Annotated in this window: 23 protein-coding genes; 9 read left to right on the top strand and 14 right to left on the bottom strand. The window is 40.4% G+C overall.

Annotated elements, in window-relative coordinates; translation table 11 throughout:
• Positions 1–183 precede the first annotated feature (183 nt).
• Positions 184–480 (top strand): hypothetical protein, encoded by a 297-nt coding sequence (locus J8L97_RS15285; protein ID WP_210998352.1) that lies wholly within the window; start codon positions 184–186, stop codon positions 478–480.
• Positions 481–591: 111 nt separating this feature from the next.
• Here the strand turns inward: J8L97_RS15285 and J8L97_RS15280 are convergent, their stop codons facing one another.
• Both J8L97_RS15280 and J8L97_RS15275 read right to left on the bottom strand, forming a co-directional pair.
• Entirely contained in the window at positions 592–1,182 is a 591-nt protein-coding gene (locus J8L97_RS15280; RefSeq protein ID WP_211050873.1) for a hypothetical protein, read from the bottom strand.
• Positions 1,183–1,236: 54 nt separating this feature from the next.
• Positions 1,237–1,518 (bottom strand): hypothetical protein, encoded by a 282-nt coding sequence (locus J8L97_RS15275; RefSeq protein WP_211050868.1) that lies wholly within the window; start codon positions 1,516–1,518, stop codon positions 1,237–1,239.
• Between the two features lie 287 nt (positions 1,519–1,805).
• Between J8L97_RS15275 and cysZ the strand changes: the two genes are divergently transcribed.
• Together cysZ and J8L97_RS15265 are read left to right on the top strand one after the other, a co-directional pair.
• Positions 1,806–2,531 carry a sulfate transporter CysZ gene (gene cysZ / locus J8L97_RS15270; protein WP_211050866.1) on the top strand — a complete coding sequence of 242 codons (726 nt, stop codon included), beginning with the start codon at positions 1,806–1,808 and terminating at the stop codon, positions 2,529–2,531.
• Between the two features lie 113 nt (positions 2,532–2,644).
• Positions 2,645–3,949 (top strand): glycerophosphodiester phosphodiesterase family protein, encoded by a 1,305-nt coding sequence (locus J8L97_RS15265; RefSeq protein ID WP_211050864.1) that lies wholly within the window; start codon positions 2,645–2,647, stop codon positions 3,947–3,949.
• A gap of 68 nt (positions 3,950–4,017) precedes the next feature.
• On the opposite strand, the gene rlmM is transcribed toward J8L97_RS15265, so the two are convergent.
• The 12 genes from rlmM to hemA form a co-directional block, all read right to left on the bottom strand.
• Complete coding sequence (gene rlmM / locus J8L97_RS15260; RefSeq protein ID WP_211050862.1) at positions 4,018–5,091, bottom strand: 23S rRNA (cytidine(2498)-2'-O)-methyltransferase RlmM; 1,074 nt, start codon at positions 5,089–5,091, stop codon at positions 4,018–4,020.
• Positions 5,092–5,103: 12 nt separating this feature from the next.
• Complete coding sequence (locus tag J8L97_RS15255) at positions 5,104–5,472, bottom strand: DUF423 domain-containing protein (protein WP_211050861.1); 369 nt, start codon at positions 5,470–5,472, stop codon at positions 5,104–5,106.
• Positions 5,465–6,094: an alpha/beta family hydrolase gene (locus J8L97_RS15250; protein WP_211050860.1), complete on the bottom strand. Its 630-nt coding sequence runs from the start codon at positions 6,092–6,094 to the stop codon at positions 5,465–5,467. Before J8L97_RS15250 ends, J8L97_RS15255 begins: the two co-directional genes overlap by 8 nt.
• A 2-nt stretch (positions 6,095–6,096) precedes the next feature.
• A complete protein-coding gene (locus J8L97_RS15245; protein WP_210998360.1) occupies positions 6,097–6,990 on the bottom strand; it encodes a transcriptional regulator GcvA in 894 nt (297 codons plus the stop codon).
• Positions 6,991–7,041: 51 nt separating this feature from the next.
• A complete protein-coding gene (gene kdsA, locus J8L97_RS15240; RefSeq protein WP_210998361.1) occupies positions 7,042–7,896 on the bottom strand; it encodes a 3-deoxy-8-phosphooctulonate synthase in 855 nt (284 codons plus the stop codon).
• 12 nt (positions 7,897–7,908) lie between these two features.
• Positions 7,909–9,159 (bottom strand): DUF819 domain-containing protein, encoded by a 1,251-nt coding sequence (locus J8L97_RS15235; protein ID WP_211050859.1) that lies wholly within the window; start codon positions 9,157–9,159, stop codon positions 7,909–7,911.
• 27 nt (positions 9,160–9,186) lie between these two features.
• Positions 9,187–9,990 carry a tetratricopeptide repeat protein gene (locus tag J8L97_RS15230; RefSeq protein ID WP_210998363.1) on the bottom strand — a complete coding sequence of 268 codons (804 nt, stop codon included), beginning with the start codon at positions 9,988–9,990 and terminating at the stop codon, positions 9,187–9,189.
• A 182-nt stretch (positions 9,991–10,172) separates the two neighbouring features.
• Positions 10,173–10,547 (bottom strand): SirB2 family protein, encoded by a 375-nt coding sequence (locus J8L97_RS15225; protein ID WP_210998364.1) that lies wholly within the window; start codon positions 10,545–10,547, stop codon positions 10,173–10,175.
• Between the two features lie 22 nt (positions 10,548–10,569).
• A complete protein-coding gene (locus J8L97_RS15220) occupies positions 10,570–12,111 on the bottom strand; it encodes a DUF3369 domain-containing protein (protein ID WP_211050858.1) in 1,542 nt (513 codons plus the stop codon).
• Positions 12,112–12,154: 43 nt separating this feature from the next.
• A complete protein-coding gene (prmC, locus tag J8L97_RS15215; protein WP_211050857.1) occupies positions 12,155–13,000 on the bottom strand; it encodes a peptide chain release factor N(5)-glutamine methyltransferase in 846 nt (281 codons plus the stop codon).
• 2 nt (positions 13,001–13,002) lie between these two features.
• A complete protein-coding gene (prfA, locus tag J8L97_RS15210; protein WP_211050855.1) occupies positions 13,003–14,088 on the bottom strand; it encodes a peptide chain release factor 1 in 1,086 nt (361 codons plus the stop codon).
• A 7-nt stretch (positions 14,089–14,095) separates the two neighbouring features.
• Positions 14,096–15,352 carry a glutamyl-tRNA reductase gene (gene hemA, locus J8L97_RS15205; protein WP_192508206.1) on the bottom strand — a complete coding sequence of 419 codons (1,257 nt, stop codon included), beginning with the start codon at positions 15,350–15,352 and terminating at the stop codon, positions 14,096–14,098.
• An 83-nt stretch (positions 15,353–15,435) separates the two neighbouring features.
• Here hemA and lolB point away from each other — a divergent pair, with 83 nt between their 5' ends.
• The 6 genes from lolB (at position 15,436) to ychF (ending at position 20,432) form a co-directional block, all read left to right on the top strand.
• The gene (gene lolB / locus J8L97_RS15200; protein WP_211050853.1) at positions 15,436–16,020 is read left to right on the top strand and encodes a lipoprotein insertase outer membrane protein LolB; all 585 of its coding nucleotides are present in this window, start codon (positions 15,436–15,438) and stop codon (positions 16,018–16,020) included.
• A 1-nt stretch (position 16,021) separates the two neighbouring features.
• The gene (gene ispE / locus J8L97_RS15195; RefSeq protein WP_211050851.1) at positions 16,022–16,867 is read left to right on the top strand and encodes a 4-(cytidine 5'-diphospho)-2-C-methyl-D-erythritol kinase; all 846 of its coding nucleotides are present in this window, start codon (positions 16,022–16,024) and stop codon (positions 16,865–16,867) included.
• A gap of 83 nt (positions 16,868–16,950) precedes the next feature.
• Positions 16,951–17,898 carry a ribose-phosphate pyrophosphokinase gene (locus tag J8L97_RS15190; RefSeq protein ID WP_192508208.1) on the top strand — a complete coding sequence of 316 codons (948 nt, stop codon included), beginning with the start codon at positions 16,951–16,953 and terminating at the stop codon, positions 17,896–17,898.
• Positions 17,899–18,073: 175 nt separating this feature from the next.
• Positions 18,074–18,688 (top strand): 50S ribosomal protein L25/general stress protein Ctc, encoded by a 615-nt coding sequence (locus J8L97_RS15185; protein ID WP_210998370.1) that lies wholly within the window; start codon positions 18,074–18,076, stop codon positions 18,686–18,688.
• Positions 18,689–18,706: 18 nt separating this feature from the next.
• A complete protein-coding gene (gene pth / locus J8L97_RS15180; protein ID WP_211050849.1) occupies positions 18,707–19,291 on the top strand; it encodes an aminoacyl-tRNA hydrolase in 585 nt (194 codons plus the stop codon).
• 49 nt (positions 19,292–19,340) lie between these two features.
• Positions 19,341–20,432 (top strand): redox-regulated ATPase YchF, encoded by a 1,092-nt coding sequence (gene ychF / locus J8L97_RS15175; RefSeq protein WP_119859670.1) that lies wholly within the window; start codon positions 19,341–19,343, stop codon positions 20,430–20,432.
• Positions 20,433–21,029: the final 597 nt, after the last annotated feature.

Here is a 21,029-nt window from a genome sequence, read left to right as displayed (position 1 = left end):
CGATTTATTTTAACAAAACCATTCACTATTCCGTACAAAAAGGTACATCTACTCTTGTTATCATTCAGTTTCTTTTCTTGATACTGACTTTTGCTAAAAATAAATCATGATTTTTCTAAAGTATTCACTTTATAGGTCGATAGCTTGTTTGAATAATCACTAATTATAAAAGGCATAAATTTAATGGGTATTGAGTTCGCGGTGCTCACACTAAATATGATAGTGCTGGTCATTGCCTATGGATTACTGAACCCAAGCTTTGCTGGTAATTGTTTACGTAAGATATTGATGCAAGATGTAATGGCACTCAGTGTATCGCTGCTTGTAATTGGAACAAGCTTCATGAACACAACTCTTAACTTCACCTTACTCGCATTTAATGTAAACTGGTTTTGGTTCACCTTACTGACGTTTATCATATTACAAGTACCTATGTTCATTTGGTACGCTAAACGATGGCAAGTTATGTTTTCCCGATAGTTACAATCATGAAAAAGGCGCCTAACGGCGCCTTGGCTTTTCTTTAATTTACATTACTTTTGGACAATCTAACCATCTGACACAACTGCACGCCCTATGGTTGGAAATTCTTTATATTTCAGTGTGGTGCCACAAAGAGTCAACAATTTCACTAAAAGTGTTTGCCTGCTTTGCTTGATTTAATGGTCGTTTGATCATTTTTGACAAATTGATTAAGTCAAAATATCCACAAAGCTGACCATTCTCTTCATCGGTTACTAATAAATATTCATGACCTGCACTTTCCATCGTCTTTAAAATATCACCAATTTGTAACTGAGTGACAATATGGCTTGATGTGCTATGTAATTGTGGCAAAGTGATCATGACTTGAGATACTGTAAGCTCGTGACGTTTGAGTCTTAACTTAGTTGCTATTTTTAATATGTGACGACTGGATAAACGCGCTCTTGAAATCATACCTTGTATTAAGCTTTGCTGATCAATAACAAAACTCGTACGTATATGCGTTTTATCTAAAATGAGCGCAGCCTCATTTAAATTAATACTTCCTTCGATCACTTGCGCTGGTATTACGTTGAAGCAATGCATAGCCTGGAATGCAGGACTGTCTAATGACAGCTGAGCATCATTATGTAATAACCAATCAACTTGGTCATATTTAGATAAACTTTGAGTGTTTACTGAAGTATAAACTGACATACTACCGCCTATTAATAATTTAAGCTGACAACAAAAATGAATTATGTTTTTTGCTTAAATTGTAGGCGGTGCTCGTATTATATAAATCGTATGCTTATCAAAACTCTGTGTTACTAAGCACGACTTATCACACTCAGGATATTGAACATGGTTGGGTTGTAAAAATTCTGAAGCAGTGAATTCATCTGGTTCAATCTCGCTCTGATTAGATTCGTCAAAAATAATAAGCTGTTGCTGATAACTTAATTCAGTGGACGCATAGCCAAGCGGTGCGTTTGCTATTAAACATAACAATACACACAACACAGATATAATAAACCACCTAGGAAACTGCACGTTTATAAAGCTCCAAGCTCAAATATAAATGACTTTCAACCTTGTAGAATAGTGTATGGTCATCACCCGTGATAAACAAGTCACTACCATCAATAAATCTCACCTTGATGACGTAGCAGAATATAGAAAAACAAATAAAAACATTAATTTCATAATGTTAAAACATAACCTACAGCCCTAAACTCCGATTTCTGCAACAGTTTGTTACTTAATTAGGCATACTTCATACATTGACTGAGATATACTTGGCGAAAAATATATCTCTTAAACTTTCATTGAGGTGTCAAGTGCAGTTAGCCCAAGGTATGGAATACTTTTTTTCCGGCTTTTCTTTAATTACGCAAAAAGGTCTAAAGCGCTTTGTTTTTATTCCTCTGCTAATTAATATTTTACTCTTTGGTAGTTCATTATTTTTCTTATACGATTGGCTCGTCGACGGGTTTAATTATCTAAACACTCTATTGCCGAATTGGTTAACCTGGCTAGAGTGGCTCATGTGGCCTATTGCAATATTAGTCATATTGTTCAGCTACTCCATGATATTTACTGTTATTACTAATTTTATTGCGGCCCCCTTTAACGGCTTATTGAGTGAAAAGGTTGAATTACATTTGACTGGACAGCCAGTCAATGATGACAACCTAGCGGATACATTTAAAGATGTTCCACGAATGTTTGCGCGCGAGTGGACCAAACTTTGTTACTATATACCACGTGCCCTCGGCTTTTTTATTCTCCTGTGGATTCTGCCTATTTTTGGCCAGATTTTATGGATATTATTTACCTGTTGGATGTACAACGTACAATACAACGATTACCCTTTCGATAATCACAAAATCCATTTTAAACAAATGAAAGCTGACTTAAAAAGTAAACAGGGTCTTTCATACGGGTTTGGTTTTGCCGTTTTTATTTTAACTTCTATTCCATTTATCAACTTAATTGTCATGCCTGTCGCTGTGTGTGGGGCAACACGATTATGGGTTGATAATTATCGAGTTAATTATCGTTAACACCCCCTTGAACTGGCATCGGTATGATGTCAGTTCAATTGTCATCTATCCCTCATCAACTTGTCACTTTAAACCTATAATTTATTTGCATAAATTATCAAAGAGTGACAACAATGCCTATTAGAATGATATTCGCAGTATCTACTATCGTACTCGCGGGCTGTGCCAGCGATAACGATATTATTAGCACTGAGAAAGTGACGGTAAGTACTCCACACACCGAAAATAATAATAAACCCACAGCGGTGATAAATAATGTCCAAGTTGGAGCCCGGCCACAATTTTTAGTAAACCAGCTTTCTAGCGGAGTACTAAAAAGCAAGCTTGATGCATGTAGTAATGGACCATTTTATAAAACCGATTTTTCTATCGGCCACCGTGGTGCACCTTTGCAATTCCCTGAACATACTAAAGAGTCTTACACCGCAGCGGCCAAAATGGGGGCTGGTATTTTAGAGTGTGACGTTACATTTACCAAAGATAAGGCCCTGGTGTGTCGTCACTCTCAATGTGATTTGCATACGACGACCAATATTCTTACTATCCCTGAACTTGCTGAAAAGTGCACTCAACCATTTACACCCGCAGATCCAACCACTCAGAGCCTTGCTTCTGCAATGTGCTGTACGTCAGACATTACTCTGTCTGAGTTCAAACAACTTACAGCTAAAATGGATAGTGCAAATAGCCAAGCAACAACGATCAATGACTACCTCAATGGCACTGCTAATTGGCGTACTGATTTATATGCAACTCAAGGGACCCTATTAACCCACAGAGAAAGTATTGAACTATTTAAGTCTTTAGATGTGAAAATGACACCTGAACTTAAGTCAGCAAGTGTTGCAATGCCATTCGACGGCATGACACAAAAAATGTATGCACAAAAAATGTTAGATGAGTATCATGCTGCAGATGTGCCCGCCAGCCGAGTCTTTCCGCAATCATTCAATTTAGAAGATGTAAAATACTGGCTAGAGCATGAACCTGAATTTGCACAGCAAGCTGTATTTTTAGATGACCGCTATAATAGCGCTGGCTTCAACCCACTTAATGCACAAACCTGGCAACCAAGCATGACACAGCTTGTTGATGAAGGGGTAAAAATCATCGCTCCACCATTATGGGTGCTCGTAACACTGGATAATAATAACCAAATTGTTCCTTCTGATTACGCTATCGCTGCTAAGCAAGCCGGATTAAAAATAATCACATGGACATTAGAGCGTTCGGCGTCGCTTGAACATGGCGGTGGTTGGTACTATCAATCTATCAAAGATGCGATAAACAGCGATGATGATGCGCTGATACTACTTGATGTGCTCGCGCAGCAAGTGGGGGTAATTGGCGTATTCAGTGATTGGCCAGCAACGACAACTTACTACGCAAGTTGTATGGGTATAAAACAAAGCCAGTAAACGTGTGTATGTCAGAACATAACAGTATCGCTGTCGCCGTTATGTTCTGAGTGAGTTCATCACCAAACTTATTTGGATAGCTTCTTTACTTGAATATGAACGGTTATTTCTTCTCTATCATGATACAAGTGCTTTGCTTGTAAACGATAATCAACGCCGTACTCAGTCAGCTCTTCATGAATAAGCGTTAAACATTCATACACAGTGTCAAAACGCTTTTTCATGGGTAATTTAAGGTTAAATATCAACTCTTTTGCATACCCATTGACTATCCAATCTAACATCAAGTTAGCGACTTTAAGCGGTTTTTCTATCATATCGCATACTAACCAAGTCACATTTTTCTTTTCCGGCAAGTATTTGAAACCATCAACTGTGTAATGCTTAACTTGGCCAGACTCCATTAATACATCATTCATTGGTCCATTATCAATTGCGGTAACAAACATGCCTCTACGTACTAATTGGTACGTCCACCCACCAGGACAAGCCCCTAAATCAACCGCCCGCATTCCAGGCTCAACTCGCCCTTCGCTCTCACTTTTGCCAATAAACACATTAAATGCCTCATCTAGCTTTAATGTTGATCGGCTTGGTGCATCACTTGGCATACGCAAACGTGGTATCCCCATAAAAAATGGCGAGTTATTCGAGCTAAACGAATAACCTACATACGCAGTATCATTACTTAAAAACAATACATGTAACACTGGCTTTGTTGGTTTGTGATCACGTGTTAGTTTATTTTGCTTTTCTAAACTCTTGGCCAATGGTGTTGAGAATTTCTTGCAGAATTTGGAAAGTTCTTTACCACTATTTGTGTCTGGAGTTTCAACTCGTAAATCACCACAAAGCGGAAAGTCGCCCACAACGGCTTTAATCTCACTAACACGGTCTTCAACTGGCATATTATTCAGCAACACACCGGCAAACCATTGACGAGCAAAGACTAAACTTTTGAAGTCTACTTTTTTTACAAGTAGCTCTGCTTGTTGGGGGTCAAAACATTCAAAAATAACATAACCTGTATTCGGCTTCGCTTTTACATATCCGGCGACAGCTTGCAATGCGGCATGATGGTTCATTTCTGCAGCGGCATCACTTTCAAACCCACTGCGGCAATAAATAACGACACTTGACATTTGTGCTCTCTTTTAAAATGAATGTTTCGCAATTTTATAAATCAATACAGACCAACCAGCCAGAAAACACAACCCACCTATCGGAGTTATTGGCCCTAGCCATTTCAGGCCTGTTATTGATAGTAAGTATAAACTTCCACTGAATAATACTATACCTACTATAAAGAACCAACCTGCTGCAGACACACTCAGCCCCCACCGAAGCAGCATCGCAACCGCAACCAGTGCCAAACCATGAGTCATTTGATACTCTGCCGCTGTTTTAAAAACGCCAATTGAGTATTCGCTCACATAGTGTTTCAAGCCATGCGCTGCAAATGCACCCAATGCGACTGACAGCAGACAGAAAATACCACCAGCCAGCAAATATAATTTAATCATGGATCACTCCTTTAATAAAATCGGCAGTCTCTTTTGCCGCTTTCAATAAATGTGACTCTTCACTGAATCCACTTTTTTTACGGGGCTTTAAAGAATGATCACCATCTGCAAACCAGCATAATTGAATAGGCTCCACAAGTCCCATCGCTTGTACTTCTTCATGCGTACCGAATGTATCTCTCTCCCCCTGCAAAATTAGAAACGGGCATTCTATTTGCGTAAAATGCTCAGTCCTTAATTTTTCTGGCTTTCCAGGTGGGTGAAATGGGTAACCCATCGCTATTACACCTCGCACAGGTTGTGCTGTTTGTACCGCCAACATGGATGCCATACGCCCGCCCATTGACTTACCACCAAGGAACAAAGGTATACCCGGCGTTATATGCGTCAAAATCTTTTCATAGTAGGCTAGTAGCTTCGGCGCCCTGTCAGGTGGTCGACGCTTTTCCAATTGCTTTGCCAATTGCATATATTCAAAGTTAAATAGCCCAACCTGAATATGATGTGCGCACAAGTGCTTGGCCATCGTTTGCATAAACTCGGAATCGGAGCCCGCACCTGCTCCGTGTGCAAAAACAAACTGCGCTATTGCTGGTTGCTGCGATTTAAACCACTCAATCATCGTTATATTTGTTCCTGCTCAACCATACTCAACATCCAGTCTTTAAATGATACAATTTTCCCAAGCTCCGCTTGGGATTCTCTGAGCACTAAATAGTACGCATTCTTACTTTCAAGACTATGGCTAAAAGGAATAATTAGCCGCCCAGCATCTAAATCAGGCTTAGCCAGCACACTGTTGCCCAGCGCCACACCTTGTCCATGTATGGCTGCTTGCAATACCATAGATGAATGACTAAATATCGGGCCTTGATTTACTTGAACATTCCGGACACCCGCCGTTTTCATCCACGCCTTCCAAGCCCGTCGAGTCATATCGTGCAATAACGTATGATGCTCTAAATCACTCGCTTGATCTAAAGGTTTTGGGCCACTTAACAACAACGGACTACACAAAGGCACTAAATATTCAGTATGCAACTTATGAGTTTGCACACCACTCCAATGACCTCGGCCATAGTATATTGCGACATCTACATCATCAGTTAATGAGTTTTCATCATGATCTTGGGCCTTAATCCGTACATCTATTTCAGGGTGCAATTCATTAAATTGGCTTAATCTAGGTACTAACCATTGAATAGCGAAACTTGGTGTTAAACTCACTGTAATCGAGCCTTTAGCCCCTCGCGCAAGCAGTTTTTCTGTTGAATCTATAAGCTGAGAAAATATTTCCTTAATATCCAGAAAATAGCCTTGACCTTCTTCTGTTAATAACAAGGAGCGGTTTTTTCTTAAAAATAACTTTAAACCCAAGTGCTCTTCTAATATTTTAATTTGATGGCTTACAGCGGCCTGCGTAACAAATAACTCTTCTGCTGCTTTAGTGAAACTCAAGTGTCTTGCCGCAGCTTCAAAGGCCTTAAGAGCATTTAGTGGGGGAAGTCGTCTCGACATGAATGCGATGCCTTCGTTAAAAAGCAGCTCATAGAGCTGCCATGATTATTATTATAAATCAGCTGCGCTTGTGTCTAAAGCAGGGAAGCTTTTCACCAACTCATCAACTGCTTTCATCTGCTTCAAATACCCTTCAAGTTTTGCTAATGGTAATGCACATGGTCCATCACACTTTGCCTCATTTGGGTTTGGGTGTGCTTCAATAAACAATCCAGCTAAACCCAAAGCCATGCCACTGCGAGCAAGCTCTGCGGCTTGAGTTCTGCGACCATCAGCTGAATCTTCACGCCCACCTGGGCGTTGTAATGCATGAGTTGCATCAAAAATAACAGGCGCCATATGCTTCATGTCATCCATACCTAGCATATCGACAACTAAGTTATTGTAACCAAAGCTACTGCCACGCTCACACAAAATAACTTTATCGTTGCCTGCTTCATTTAGCTTGGTAATGATATGACGCATTTCACGGGGTGCTAAGAATTGCGGCTTTTTCACATTAATAACCGCGTCAGTTTTAGCCATAGCCACAACCAAATCAGTTTGACGTGCTAAAAACGCTGGTAATTGGATGATATCGACAACTTCTGCCACAGGTGCAGCCTGATGAGGTTCATGAACGTCTGTGATTAAAGGTACATTGAAAGTTCGCTTAACTTCTTCAAATATTTTAAGCCCTTCGTCCATTCCAGGCCCTCGATATGAGTTAATTGAAGAACGATTCGCTTTATCAAAAGACGCCTTAAACACATAAGGAATATTTAATTTCGTTGTCACTTCAGCATAGTGTTCTGCGATGGTCATCGCTAAGTCGCGAGACTCTAGCACATTCATACCACCAAACAATACAAACGGTTTATCATTCGCCACTTCAACATTGGCGACCTTAATTAATTGCGTATTCATACTCTTTCCAACTTAACTGCCTATTATGCGTAATAATTGCCCGCACAACCAAGCCATATAGGTACCTAGAGCATAGCCAAGTACCGCTAATAAAACTCCAACTGGTGCCAAGGCTGGATGAAAAGCCGACGCAACAACTGGCGCAGATGCTGCCCCACCTATATTCGCTTTACTTCCCACCGCCACATAAAAAATAGGTGCTTTAATAATCTTAGCGACAAGAAACAATAAACCGATGTGTACAGCCATCCAGATCAAACCAATCACGACATATTTTGGCGCTTCAACAATTTTAGTAATGTCCATATGTAAACCGATGGTCGCAACCAAGATGTACAAAAAGCTGGAGCCAATTTTAGATGCCCCCACAGCTTCATAATTGCGTGCCTTCGTAAACGATAATGCTAAGCCTACTGTGGTCACTAAAACAATAACCCAAAACAATTTACTATGTAGAGAAAACTTTTTAAGTTCTGGGTAGTGCTCCACAAAAAATGGGACCAATAAATCGGCTGCAAAATGCGCCAATCCAGTGGCTCCAAACGCAAATGCAATAAGTAGCATCAAATCTTTTAATTCAGGCTTTCGTGCATGCTCTTGCTCAAACTTTTGAACTTTATCGATAAGCCTATCAATTGATGAAGTATCCGCACCTGAACGCGCATCAATTTCTTTATGTCGCCCAGCAATATAAAGTAATGCCGCCATCCACAAATTTGCTACCACAATGTCAACCGTGACCATGATAGTAAATATCTCTCCACCAGCCCCATAAATTTCTTTCATGGCGACCATATTCGCACCACCACCGATCCAGCTCCCTGCAAGCGCAGCCATTCCTCTCCATACAGCTTCAGGACCAGCCCCTCCCAATAAATCAGGCATCGCAGCGGACGTAATTAATAGTGCAATAGGCCCACCGATTACTACGCCAACCGTGCCGGTCAAAAACATAATAACGGCTTTTTTTCCAAGTTCGGATACCGCTTTAAGATCGATACTGAGGGTGAGTAAAACAAGACAGGCGGGTAATAGAAAGTACTTAGCAACACTATAAACATCATTATTGTTGCCATCAACGATACCAAACGTATTTAGTAATGAGGGTAAAAAATAGCACATCAATAAAGCGGGAACATACTTATAAAATTTGGCCCACATACCCGCTTTTAGGTTTGATGTGTAGAAAACGAATCCTAATATTATTGAGATCAAACCCAAAATAACGGCATTATTTGTGACTAAAGCGCTGCTTTCCTGCATTGTACCCTCTCACGTTTTTATTTTTATTTAATGCAATACATGACTATGATCTGCGAGTTCAGATATTTGATGTTCAATAATATCAATTGTTGGATCATCTGGACATTCATCAACAAAATACTGTAAGTCTTCTTTGGCCATCTTAGGGCAGTTAATTTGGTTCAGTAAGTATCCTCGATCTCTTCGTTCGTAAGGATCATCCCCAAGCATGCCCATGAGTAGCTCTACACAACTTAATGCGTGACCAAACTTATCCGCTGCAATAAACGCCCATTTTTGCTGCGCTAAATACAGTTTAAAAGCTTCATCACCAGTGACTATTTCCAGTGGTTCGTCCTGCTTTTCCTGCTCATTTTCAGGTACTATATACCAAGTTTGTTGACCACTACAGGGTTCAACAATATACCCTTCATCATAGCTAAAGCCGACGTGAACCATTACCTCACCTTGTTCCATCGCTAAATTTGCAGCTAATCCAGCGCGCTCTAAAAGGTGGCAAAGCACAATAGACAAAGCTGTTGGTGAACCACTACGCATTTTTAATACATAACACACACTATTCAGCTGATGCTCTGGTGCATTTTGTTCACTGCCACAAAAAAGCCACTGTGTATAAAAAGCATCGAGTATTGCACTCAAGCGTTGATGTAAGTCAGGCACTTTATGACTGATTTGATCAACCTGCAACTCTAATTCGGCTAATTGGCAATAGCTATGTTCCAGTACAGCTTGCGCATCCCAATGCGATTCAGCACCAATACAGCGTAATAGTGTTTGTTGCGATATATAATCTTGTGCTCTTTCGCGCTCTTCAAACCAAGTATCAGTCATAACTACCGAGTGTTCTCATTATTTTTTTTAATCGAACGGCTAGTTTACCACTTTTTAGAAAAGACCCAAGCATGGAAATTACCTCCAGTACAGTACACGTCATAGTAAGGGGTTGATTGTTGTTATTTGTTGAAATATCAGAGTATGCATAAACAATATACGATCATTTATGCATCAAAGGGTTACAATATAAAGCTTGATTTTGAACCGGCTAAATAGCCAACAGCAAGTAATGCGCAAACCGCGATGAATAAAGTACTCACTTGAACTCGTTTAGTTTTAGCCTTTGCACTTACAATACCCACAGCTATATATACCACAACTAAAATAATTTTTTCCATTAACCAAGGCTGGTTGACCGGATTTAAACTAGCAAATACAGCTAATACGACCGCGGATACGAGCAATAATGTATCTATACTATGGCTCGCAATAAAAACGCCTTTATGTGCGGCGAGTTTACCTGTTCTCAATCGTGAAAACGCGCGCGTAAAAAACAATAAAATACTTAAAACAGCAAACATAACGTGTGTATGCTTTAGGGCAATATATTCCATAATTTCTCGTTGTTATATGTGTTTAATCAGGGAAACGTACTAAAATCGCTTCTAGATCTTCGATGATTTCATTAAATGCATCAACCAATTTCGGGTCAAAATGTAGCCCTTTTTGTTTATTTATTTCTTCAACAACCTGCTCTGCCTGCCAGGGCGCTTTATAACAACGCTTATGTCGTAATGCATCATAAACGTCTGCGAGTGCAACAATACGACCAAATACGTGTATGTCATCCCCTTTTTTTCCTAAAGGATATCCAGTGCCATCCCATTTTTCATGATGATCTCTGGCAATAATTGCGCCTGTATTTACTATCTCACGACGAGAATCTTTTAAGATCTGAAAACCTTTATCCGTATGGGTTTGCATAACCTTCCATTCATCATCACCCAGTTTGGCTGGTTTATTTAAGATTGCATCCGGTATACCCACTTTACCAACGTCATGTAAAGGAGAGGCCATTCTCACCAACTCCGCTTCTCGGCTACTTAATCCATACGCTTGTGCTAACGCATAACAAATATACGCCACACGCTTGACATGATTACCCGTTTCTGTAGAGCGCAATTCTAGAGCTTCACTTAGTCGATAAACAAGTTCTTGTTGTGTATCTTCTATTTCAGCCTGCAACTGCACATTCTCATAAGCCAACTGTACATTTTGCGTAAAGATTTTGATTAAGTGTTTTTGTGTATCTGTTAAAAACTCAGGGATCCCAGAGATAAATAACATAGAGCTATGGTTATACTCACTTGAGCAATAAGCAAAGAGATAATTATCTTTATAAATAATACCTTTTTGCTGCAATGCCTCATTACACGCCACTAACTGCTCTGGTTTAAGTACTTCAGAAATTGGCTTACCTTCAGACTCTTCAAATTCCCCTCGACCGGTAAAAACAATCAATTGATCATTCTTTTGATAAGGTTCGTTACTTGCAACCAATGATGTGGCATAAATAGCCTCGTCAACGGTTCCCAACAAAGATGTAAGCTGTTGCATTACTCCTTTGATGAAATGCTCTATTGAATGTGTTGCAAAAATATCCCTCGACGCACAAATAATTTTTTCTAACCCTTGCCGAGATTGATCTATTGCTAAAATATCGCGGTATGAACGTAAGCTCGACATCACCACTGTAAATAGTTTTTGCGCGGTTAGTTCAGTTTTTGATTTATAATCATTGATATCATAATTTACAATAACTTGCCGTTCAGGTGCCTGCCCTGGTTGGCCTGTTCTTAATATAATTCGAATGTGATTATTTTTTGCTGTTTCGCGAATATACTTCGCCACCTGCAACCCTGCATCATCAGTTTCCATGACAACGTCGAGTAAAACAATGGCTGCATCTGGATGATCAATTATCACTTTGCGCGCTTCTTCACCAGAATACGCGCTGAGAAATTCTAATCGCTTTTTCTGAAATTCAAAGTCACTCAATGCCAATTTAGTAACTGCATGTACTTCAGGTTCATCATCAACAATTATGACTTTCCAAGTGCCACTGGCTTCTTGTTCAACCACTTCATTTGGCTCATCTGAAAACAAAAAATCATCCATTGCTTGCATCCTTTAAACGCACTGCTGTTATAGGGGTAAAGTCTTACTTAGGCCAAGTCGCTAAAGTAACACGATCACAGCCTGACATATCTTTTATAGTAAGTATATTGGTATACGCCATTTGTGCAAAATACTGCTGCAATTTAATAGCTTGCTGGTAACCATGTTCAATTAATAAAACGCCACCTGGCTTTAAATGATCGCGGCCTTTATCAATGATATTTTTTATATCAGACATTCCTTCATCTAACGCAACCAGTGCGGATAAAGGCTCAAAACGTACATCACCTTGCGTTAGATGTATATCATCTGCTTCTATGTAAGGTGGGTTACTAACAATTAAATCGAAATGCTGTCCAGCGACAGACTGATACCAATCGCTTTGCATAATAGTAACATTTTTAATTGCTAATTTGCGTTTATTGCTTTGCGCTAATGCAACAGCATCATTAGAAAAATCAACCGCGGTGATCTGCCAAGCTGGCATCTCCGAAGCCAACGCTAGCGCTATTGCGCCCGTACCAGTACCTAAATCAAGAACTTGTGCATCTTCAGTGAATGTGAGGCTTAATACATACTCCACTAAAGTTTCGGTATCTGGCCGAGGGATCAAAGTACTGCTGTTCACGTTTAATGGTAAGCTCCAAAACTCCCTCTCACCAATAATATGTGCAACTGGTTCCCCTTTTACTCGTCGCGCCACAGATTTTTTAAACTCATTGTATTGCACATCTACCAATTGTGCGTCAGGCCATGCAAATAAATAACTTCGTGGTTTTGCAAGTATATGGAGTAGCAATACTTCGGCATCGAGCTTAGCGGTATCTGATAAATCAGCAAATTCCGAGGTGGCCCAAGCTATCGCTTGGGCTACGGTATAGCAACTCACAGTTATTCATCACCCATTGCTGCAAGCAGATCAGCTTGATGTTCTAGCAATAGAGGATCAACGATGGCACCTAATTCTCCGGCTACTATTTCATTCAAACGATACAGTGTCAGGTTAATTCGATGATCGGTAATACGGCCCTGAGGATAATTATACGTTCTTATTCGCTCAGAACGGTCTCCGCTTCCAACTAAATTACGGCGCTCTGACGCTTCAGCTGCTTGACGTTTTTCATCTTCAGCTTGTTGTAAACGCGCTCCTAAGACTGACATAGCTTTAGCACGGTTTTTATGCTGAGAACGCTCATCTTGACATTCAACAACAACACCGGTTGGAAGGTGGGTGATCCGTATTGCAGAATCAGTTTTATTAACATGCTGACCACCAGCACCAGAGGCACGGAATGTGTCCACTTTTAGGTCGGCACTATTTATTTGAATCGCTTCCGCTTCTGGCACCTCGGCCATAACTGCAACAGTACATGCAGATGTATGAACGCGACCTTGAGATTCAGTTTCTGGAACGCGCTGTACACGATGCGCCCCTGATTCAAACTTTAATTTACCATAAACGCCATCGCCACTAATATTGGCAATCACTTCACGGTACCCGCCGTGTTCACCTTCATTAACGCTGATTATTTCTATTTTCCACTTTTGCGTTTCAGCATAACGACTGTACATACGGAATAGATCTCCCGCAAAAATAGCCGCTTCATCGCCCCCTGTACCAGCACGTACTTCCAAAAATACATTGTTATTATCTTTAGGATCTTTTGGCAACATTAACACTTGTAGATCATCTTCAAGCTGAATAATAGATGCTTTCGCCTCTTTATACTCTTCTTGCGCCATTTCTCGCATATCTGGATCCGAATCTTTTAACATTTCTTCAGCTGTTGACACATCTTCCTGTGCTTGCTGATACGAACCAAATGTTTTAACAACACCTTCTAACTCAGAATATTCTTTTGACAATGCTCGAAAACGATTTTGATCACTAATAATACTGGGATCACTCAACATCGCTTGTACTTCTTCATAGCGCTCAGTTAAGGTCTCTAGCTTACGATATACAGACTCTTTCATTAACTTATTATTCCTGCTCAATTCCTAATGTTTGTTTCAGTTGTGCCAACTGCTCTATATCACCCAGCTTAGCCGCCTCTTGAATTGCGCGTGTTGGCGCATGCGTTAAGCGATTGGTAAGCTTATTGGCCAATTCCAGCAAGACTTTTTCTGATGACTTACCTGATTGTAACTGATTGAGTGCTTTATCAACCAGTTCATTTTTTACCTCTTGCGCATTTTTGCGATATTCACGAATTACATCAACTGACTGCAAAGAACGCTGCCATTGAATAAATTCCCGCGTTTTATCTTCTATTATTTTTTGTGCTTGACGTGCAGCTTGCTCTCTACTTGCCATGTTTTCACTGACAATGGTTTGCAAGTCATCCACTGAATACAAATATGCGGCATCCAATTCCCCAACCTGACTCTCGATATCTCTTGGCACAGCAATATCAATGAGTAGCATGGGTTTGTGACGTCGTTGCTTTAAAGCTTGCTCCACAACCCCCTTACCTATAATAGGTAAAGTACTCGCTGTTGAGCTAATAACGATATCTGACTTATGCAGCTCTTCTGGCAACTGGGCCAACGAAATCACATTTCCTTCAATGTCTTCAGCCAACCCCTGCGCGCGTTCAATGGTTCTATTTGCCACCGTTATTGACTTGGGATGATGTTGGTACAAATGTTTTGCAACCAATTCAATAGTCTCACCCGCACCAATCAAAAGCACTCGCGTTTTATCTAGTTTGCCGTATATATGTTTCGCCAAATTCACCGCGGCATAAGCAACGGATACTGCACTGGCCCCTATTTCAGTCTCTGTTCTTACTTGTTTAGCGACTGAAAAGGTTTTTTGAAAAAGCCGTTCGAAAGTTGGGCGAATACCATTATGATGCTTAGCAGTATTATAAGCTTGTTTAATTTGCCCCAAGATCTGTGGTTCACCTAACACCAAAGAATCCAGTCCACAAGCAACTCGCATTAAATGATTAATGGCATCATTATTATGGTGAATATAAATATTATCACTCAGTTGAGCTTCATTAATATTATGAAAGGATGCCAACCAGCTGAGAAGCGCTTGGGAATTTTCACTCTCAAGGCTACAATAGAGCTCGGTGCGATTACAGGTCGAGACAATGACAGACTCTTTAAATTGCGCACTTTGCGCAAGTTGCGTTAGTGCATCTGATAGTTGCTCAGGCGAAAACGCGACTTTTTCGCGTAATTCAACCGATGCGGTTTTGTGATTTATACCAAGTGCGATGATGGTCATAGATGCCAGTATTGCCCGAGCCCTGCTTCAAAGCGGGCAATTTTACCAAAATTCAATCGAATATGGAAAGTAAGGAACTTCATTTGACACAATTTCATTTGATTTTGCTCATGTTTTTTTTATTTATCAGCGGATGTGCGCAAAAAATATCACCAATTAACACAGAAAATACTCAGCATTCAAACCTATTTGAGGAACATTCAGTATGGCAAGTTCAAGGAAAGCTAGCTTTTATTAGTCCAAAAGAACGCCAATCCGCCAATTTTAACTGGCAATTCGACAACGCTAAACAGCATCTCATTCTCACCAGCTTTATTGGTACTCGCTTGCTTGAACTCATAGAGCATCAAAACCATAGTGAACTCATTTACGATGGAAAAGCATACCTAGACGACAATAGCAGCGCTTTAATAAAACGCCTAAGCGGTTTTACATTACCAATGAGCCAAGCCCCTCTTTGGCTCACGGCCACCGTTGAGAGTGATGCAAATGAATACGATACTCAACAACGACTAGTATCGACCACTTGGGTCGATCCACAAGGTCAAGTGTGGCACGCAAAATATCAAAAATATAGTTTACATCGTCAAATGTGGCTGCCTTCTCGGATGATATTGACACATAAAAATCTCAGTATAAAAATTCAGTTAAACACATGGCAATTTTAATATGACACCCGTTTCAATTATCGCTCCAGCAAAACTTAATCTCTTTTTACACATCAACCATCAGCGTGCTGATGGTTATCACGAGCTGGAAACCTTATTTACATTTTTAGACTTTGGTGATGAATTAACTTTCACATTAATAAATGAAAAAGAGATCATACTTTGTGGTGATATCAGCGACATTCCACAACAGGATAATTTAATTTATAAAGCGGCTTTAGCGTTACAACCTTACAAAAACACCCCTTTGGGAATTAATATTAAATTAATTAAAAAATTACCTATGGGTGGTGGTGTAGGTGGTGGCTCTTCCGATGCAGCAACCACTTTATTAACTTTAAACCACCTCTGGCAATGCGACTTAAGCATTGCTAAATTGGCAAAAATAGGTCTCGATTTAGGCGCTGATGTGCCGGTATTCATTCATGGTAAAACCGCGATAGCACAAGGGATTGGTGAAGAATTAACAAGCATAAACTTACCAAAAAAATGGTATTGTGTCGTTTTCCCAAATGTACATATTAGTACCGCTGAAATATTTACTCATCCTGAATTACCGCGCAATACTCCTAAGCTATCTGAGGATTGGAAACTGGCCGATACAAGCAACGATTGTGAAGCTTTAGTCAAAAAGCTCAATTGTGAGGTTGAAAAGACCCTGCTCTGGTTGCTAAAATACGGCCCGTCCAGAATGACGGGAACAGGGGCGTGCTGCTTTGTTGAACTTGATTCACAAATAGCCGCACAGCGTGTGCTCAATTCATTACCGTCATGCTGGCATGGGTTTGTAGCCCCGAACACCACGATTTCTCCTGCTCATACGCAGTTAGAAAACTGGTTAAAATAGTAGAAGTATATTGTTTAAGTTAGCCTGTTTTGACTCTGTCATTGCATGTTAGTCCAAAAATTCAGTGCCTGAGGAACCCTACCGTGCCTGACATGAAGCTCTTCGCTGGTAACGCAACACCTGAGTTAGCTCAAAAAGTTGCAAAACGTTTATTCATTGAATTAGGTGATGCTGTAGTTGGTCGTTTTAGCGACGGCGAAATCAGTGTTCAAATCAATGAAAACGTACGCGGATCGGATGTTTTCATTATCCAGTCAACTTGTGCCCCTACTAACGATAACCTTATGGAACTTATCGTTATGGTCGATGCTTTGCGTCGTGCCTCTGCAGGTCGTATTACAGCTGTAATCCCTTACTTTGGGTATGCCCGTCAAGACCGTCGTGTACGTTCAGCCCGTGTACCAATTACTGCTAAGGTCGTTGCAGACTTCCTATCAAGTGTTGGTGTAGACCGTGTATTAACGGCTGATCTTCACGCAGAACAAATCCAAGGATTCTTTGACGTACCTGTCGATAACGTTTTCGGTAGCCCTGTTTTACTCGATGACATGAAAGAACGTGAGTTCGATGATGTTGTAGTTGTATCACCTGATATCGGTGGTGTTGTTCGTGCTCGAGCAATCGCCAAGTTATTAAACGACACTGACCTTGCAATCATTGATAAACGTCGTCCACAAGCGAACGTATCACAAGTTATGCACATTATTGGTGACGTTGCTGGCCGTGATTGTATTATCGTCGACGACATGATTGATACTGGCGGTACTTTATGTAAAGCCGCAGAAGCATTAAAAGAGCACGGCGCCAAGCGTGTATTTGCTTATGCGACACACCCGGTATTATCTGGTGCGGCAGCTGAAAATTTACGTAACTCAGTCATCGATGAAGTTATCGTGACAGATTCAATTCCTCTGTCTGAAGAATTACGTAGTCTAGATAACATTAAAGTACTTACTCTCGCAGATATGTTGGCTGAAACTATTCGCCGTATCAGCAACGAAGAGTCTATCTCTGCAATGTTCCAACACTGATATTTATTATGTGTGACACATTCTAAGAGAATAAAAAGCACCCAAAGGGTGCTTTTTTTGTATCTATAGTTTTATTTACGCGATGCCAATGGTATAGTAGCGCGCCTTTTTTAGGTTGTGAGGTACTTGGTCGCGAGTACCTTAAAATATTAATCAAATTATTTTTGGAGACATCATGTCTAACGAATTATACACATTGAATGCCGAAGTACGTGCTGACCTAGGTACGGGTGCGAGCCGCCGCCTACGTCACGCAGACAAAGTTCCAGCGATCCTTTACGGTGCAGATAAAGAAGCGCTAGCGCTTACTCTTGAGCACAACAAAGTGATCAAAGCACAAGAAGATGAAGGTTTCTACAGCCACATCCTTACGCTAAACATCGCTGGTGAGTCTGTTGAAGCAATTCTTAAAGACATTCAACGTCACCCATTTAAGCCTAAAGTAATGCACATGGATTTCCAACGTGTAGATGCTTCTCACAAAATCCACACTAAAGTACCTGTACACTTCCTAAACGAAGATGCGGCAACTAAAGGTGGAAACACAGTAGCACACCAAGTAACTGAAATTGAAATCACATGTCTTCCAGCTGCACTACCTGAGTTCATCGAAATCGATGTAGCTGCACTAGAAGTTGGTGTTACTCTTCACCTTTCAGACGTTACTCTTCCAGCTGGCGTTACTTCAGTTGAGCTTGCTAAAGGTGCAGGTCACGACCAAGCGGTTGTTACTCTAAACGCACCTAAAGGCGCTGCTTCTGAAGAAGAAGCTGAAGAAGCTGCAGAATAATTTTAAGGTGTCAGCACCTTGAATAATATTCAAATGCTTGTGGGTCTGGCTAATCCAGGCCCCGAATATCAAAACACACGTCACAATGCTGGTGCATGGTTCATAGAAGAGCTAGCCAGACGCTATAATTGCCAACTAAAACCTGATGCCAAATACCACGGTCTAACAGGTAAAGTACTCATCAATAACCAAGAATTTAAACTACTAATCCCGACTACTTTCATGAACTTAAGTGGTAAATCAGTGAGCAGCTTAGCGAATTTCTTTAAAATTCCTGTTGAGAATATTCTCGTTGCACATGATGAAATGGATTTAGACCCTGGTGTTGCTAAATTAAAAAAAGGCGGCGGACATGGGGGGCATAATGGTTTAAAAGACATTATCGCCAAAATGGCGAACAATAAAGACTTTATGCGACTTCGTATCGGTATTGGTCACCCTGGACACCGAGATAAAGTGACTGGCTGGGTATTAGGAAAAGCCCCTCAAGTAGACCAAGACGTTATTGATGCAGCGGTTGATGAAGCTGTACGTTGTATGGAAATATTAGCGAAAGATGGTGTGCTAAAAGCACAAAACAGACTACATTCATTTAAGCCGTAAATAGCGCATCGTTATTACGGTTTTTTGAATAACATAAAGGTTCAAAACTATGGGTTTTAAATGTGGCATTGTCGGTTTACCTAATGTAGGTAAATCCACCTTATTTAATGCATTAACCAAAGCCGGCATTGAAGCCGCTAACTTTCCATTTTGTACAATCGAGCCAAACACTGGTGTAGTACCAGTGCCTGACGCTCGTTTAGACCAACTTGCTGAAATTGTTAATCCACAGCGTATTATCCCAACTTCAATGGAGTTTGTAGATATTGCTGGGTTGGTTAAAGGCGCATCAAAAGGTGAAGGCTTAGGTAACCAATTCTTAGCTAATATTCGTGAAACAGATGCAATAGGACACGTTGTCCGCTGTTTTGAAGATGAAAATATCGTTCATGTCTCAGGTACTATCGATCCAGCAGATGATATTGACGTTATCAATACCGAGCTAGTACTTGCTGATATGGATGCCGCAGATCGCGCAGCCCAGCGTAATGCAAAAAAAGCCAAAGGTGGCGATAAAGACGCAAAATATCAAAATGATGTTTTGGTCAAAGTAAAAGCACACCTTGATGAAGGTTTAACGTTGCGCTCATTAGAGCTAACCAAAGAAGAAAAAGATGCAATAAAAAGCATTAACTTCCTAACGATTAAACCAACCATGTATATTGCCAATGTGACTGAAGATGGTTTTGAAAATAACCCATTCTTAGACAAAGTACGTGAAATAGCAGCAGCAGAAGACGCAGTCGTTATTCCAGTATGTGCGGCAATTGAGTCTGAGCTTTCTGAACTAGAAGAAGATGACAAACGTGAATTTATGGAAGATCTTGGTCTAGAAGAACCAGGACTTAACCTTGTGATCCGCGGTGGTTATGAACTTCTTAAGTTGCAAACTTACTTTACTGCTGGCGTAAAAGAAGTTCGTGCTTGGACCATTCCTGTTGGGGCAACAGCACCACAAGCCGCTGGTAAAATTCATACTGACTTTGAGCGAGGCTTTATCCGTGCTCAAACCATCGCATTTAATGATTACATTGAGTTTCGCGGTGAAAGTGGCTCTAAAGATGCAGGTAAAATGCGTCAAGAAGGTAAAGATTACATCGTTAAAGATGGCGATGTCTTAAACTTCTTATTCAATGTTTAATTAAGCATTGAATCTGACTATAAAGGGCCAACTAGGGCCCTTTTTGCTTTTTAATCGTATTACTGCAAAAAATATCTTCTGCGATAACACACCTTACCAACTAGGTTAAATTAATCGTCAGGTAGCACTATCAACCAACACCTCAGTAACCCGACAAAACTTCATCATGGCGTTATTTTTTCAATAGGCATTATGTTTTCACGTAGATAACACCTAGTTTAGAGCGCTTGAGTGACCAATAACACAATACAACTGCAGAGCGCATAAAGAAACTCGAAAGAAAAGCGTGTAAAGGCAAGCAACGCTCACACTAAGCTGATCAGCAGCTTGATTGCTTTGTTCACATTATTTTACCAATACACGGATATTGATGACTTCCCTTGTAAAACAGTCATCACAGTATTTTTCGCCAAATATAGATATACACACGCTATTTGTATAAAATCTCTCCTGTGACTTGTGTTTATTGGGCTAATTCGTTTATTTAATCTGCAAACAAACCTCTGACAGCGATTTTTTGCAAAAAAGGTGTTGACGACTTTAGGCCATATCAGCATAATACGCCCCGCACCAGCAACGGTGAGATATAAAAAAGAC

Origin of the sequence: Pseudoalteromonas sp. MMG012 (assembly GCF_018100875.1) — a bacterium.
GTDB classification, from domain to species: domain Bacteria; phylum Pseudomonadota; class Gammaproteobacteria; order Enterobacterales; family Alteromonadaceae; genus Pseudoalteromonas; species Pseudoalteromonas aurantia.
This window is presented reverse-complemented; position numbering and strand designations above follow the sequence as displayed.

Bases quoted from the DNA above. Each gene is read 5' to 3' on its own strand.
- J8L97_RS15285 (WP_210998352.1), top strand. From the start codon at position 184: ATGGGTATTGAGTTCGCGGTGCTCACACTAAATATGATAGTGCTGGTC.
- J8L97_RS15280 (WP_211050873.1), bottom strand. From the start codon at position 1,182: ATGTCAGTTTATACTTCAGTAAACACTCAAAGTTTATCTAAATATGAC.
- J8L97_RS15265 (WP_211050864.1), top strand. From the start codon at position 2,645: ATGCCTATTAGAATGATATTCGCAGTATCTACTATCGTACTCGCGGGC.
- rlmM (WP_211050862.1), bottom strand. From the start codon at position 5,091: ATGTCAAGTGTCGTTATTTATTGCCGCAGTGGGTTTGAAAGTGATGCC.
- J8L97_RS15255 (WP_211050861.1), bottom strand. From the start codon at position 5,472: ATGATTAAATTATATTTGCTGGCTGGTGGTATTTTCTGTCTGCTGTCA.
- J8L97_RS15250 (WP_211050860.1), bottom strand. From the start codon at position 6,094: ATGATTGAGTGGTTTAAATCGCAGCAACCAGCAATAGCGCAGTTTGTT.
- J8L97_RS15245 (WP_210998360.1), bottom strand. From the start codon at position 6,990: ATGTCGAGACGACTTCCCCCACTAAATGCTCTTAAGGCCTTTGAAGCT.
- kdsA (WP_210998361.1), bottom strand. From the start codon at position 7,896: ATGAATACGCAATTAATTAAGGTCGCCAATGTTGAAGTGGCGAATGAT.
- J8L97_RS15235 (WP_211050859.1), bottom strand. From the start codon at position 9,159: ATGCAGGAAAGCAGCGCTTTAGTCACAAATAATGCCGTTATTTTGGGT.
- J8L97_RS15230 (WP_210998363.1), bottom strand. From the start codon at position 9,990: ATGACTGATACTTGGTTTGAAGAGCGCGAAAGAGCACAAGATTATATA.
- J8L97_RS15225 (WP_210998364.1), bottom strand. From the start codon at position 10,547: ATGGAATATATTGCCCTAAAGCATACACACGTTATGTTTGCTGTTTTA.
- J8L97_RS15220 (WP_211050858.1), bottom strand. From the start codon at position 12,111: ATGGATGATTTTTTGTTTTCAGATGAGCCAAATGAAGTGGTTGAACAA.
- prfA (WP_211050855.1), bottom strand. From the start codon at position 14,088: ATGAAAGAGTCTGTATATCGTAAGCTAGAGACCTTAACTGAGCGCTAT.
- hemA (WP_192508206.1), bottom strand. From the start codon at position 15,352: ATGACCATCATCGCACTTGGTATAAATCACAAAACCGCATCGGTTGAA.
- ispE (WP_211050851.1), top strand. From the start codon at position 16,022: ATGACACCCGTTTCAATTATCGCTCCAGCAAAACTTAATCTCTTTTTA.
- J8L97_RS15185 (WP_210998370.1), top strand. From the start codon at position 18,074: ATGTCTAACGAATTATACACATTGAATGCCGAAGTACGTGCTGACCTA.
- ychF (WP_119859670.1), top strand. From the start codon at position 19,341: ATGGGTTTTAAATGTGGCATTGTCGGTTTACCTAATGTAGGTAAATCC.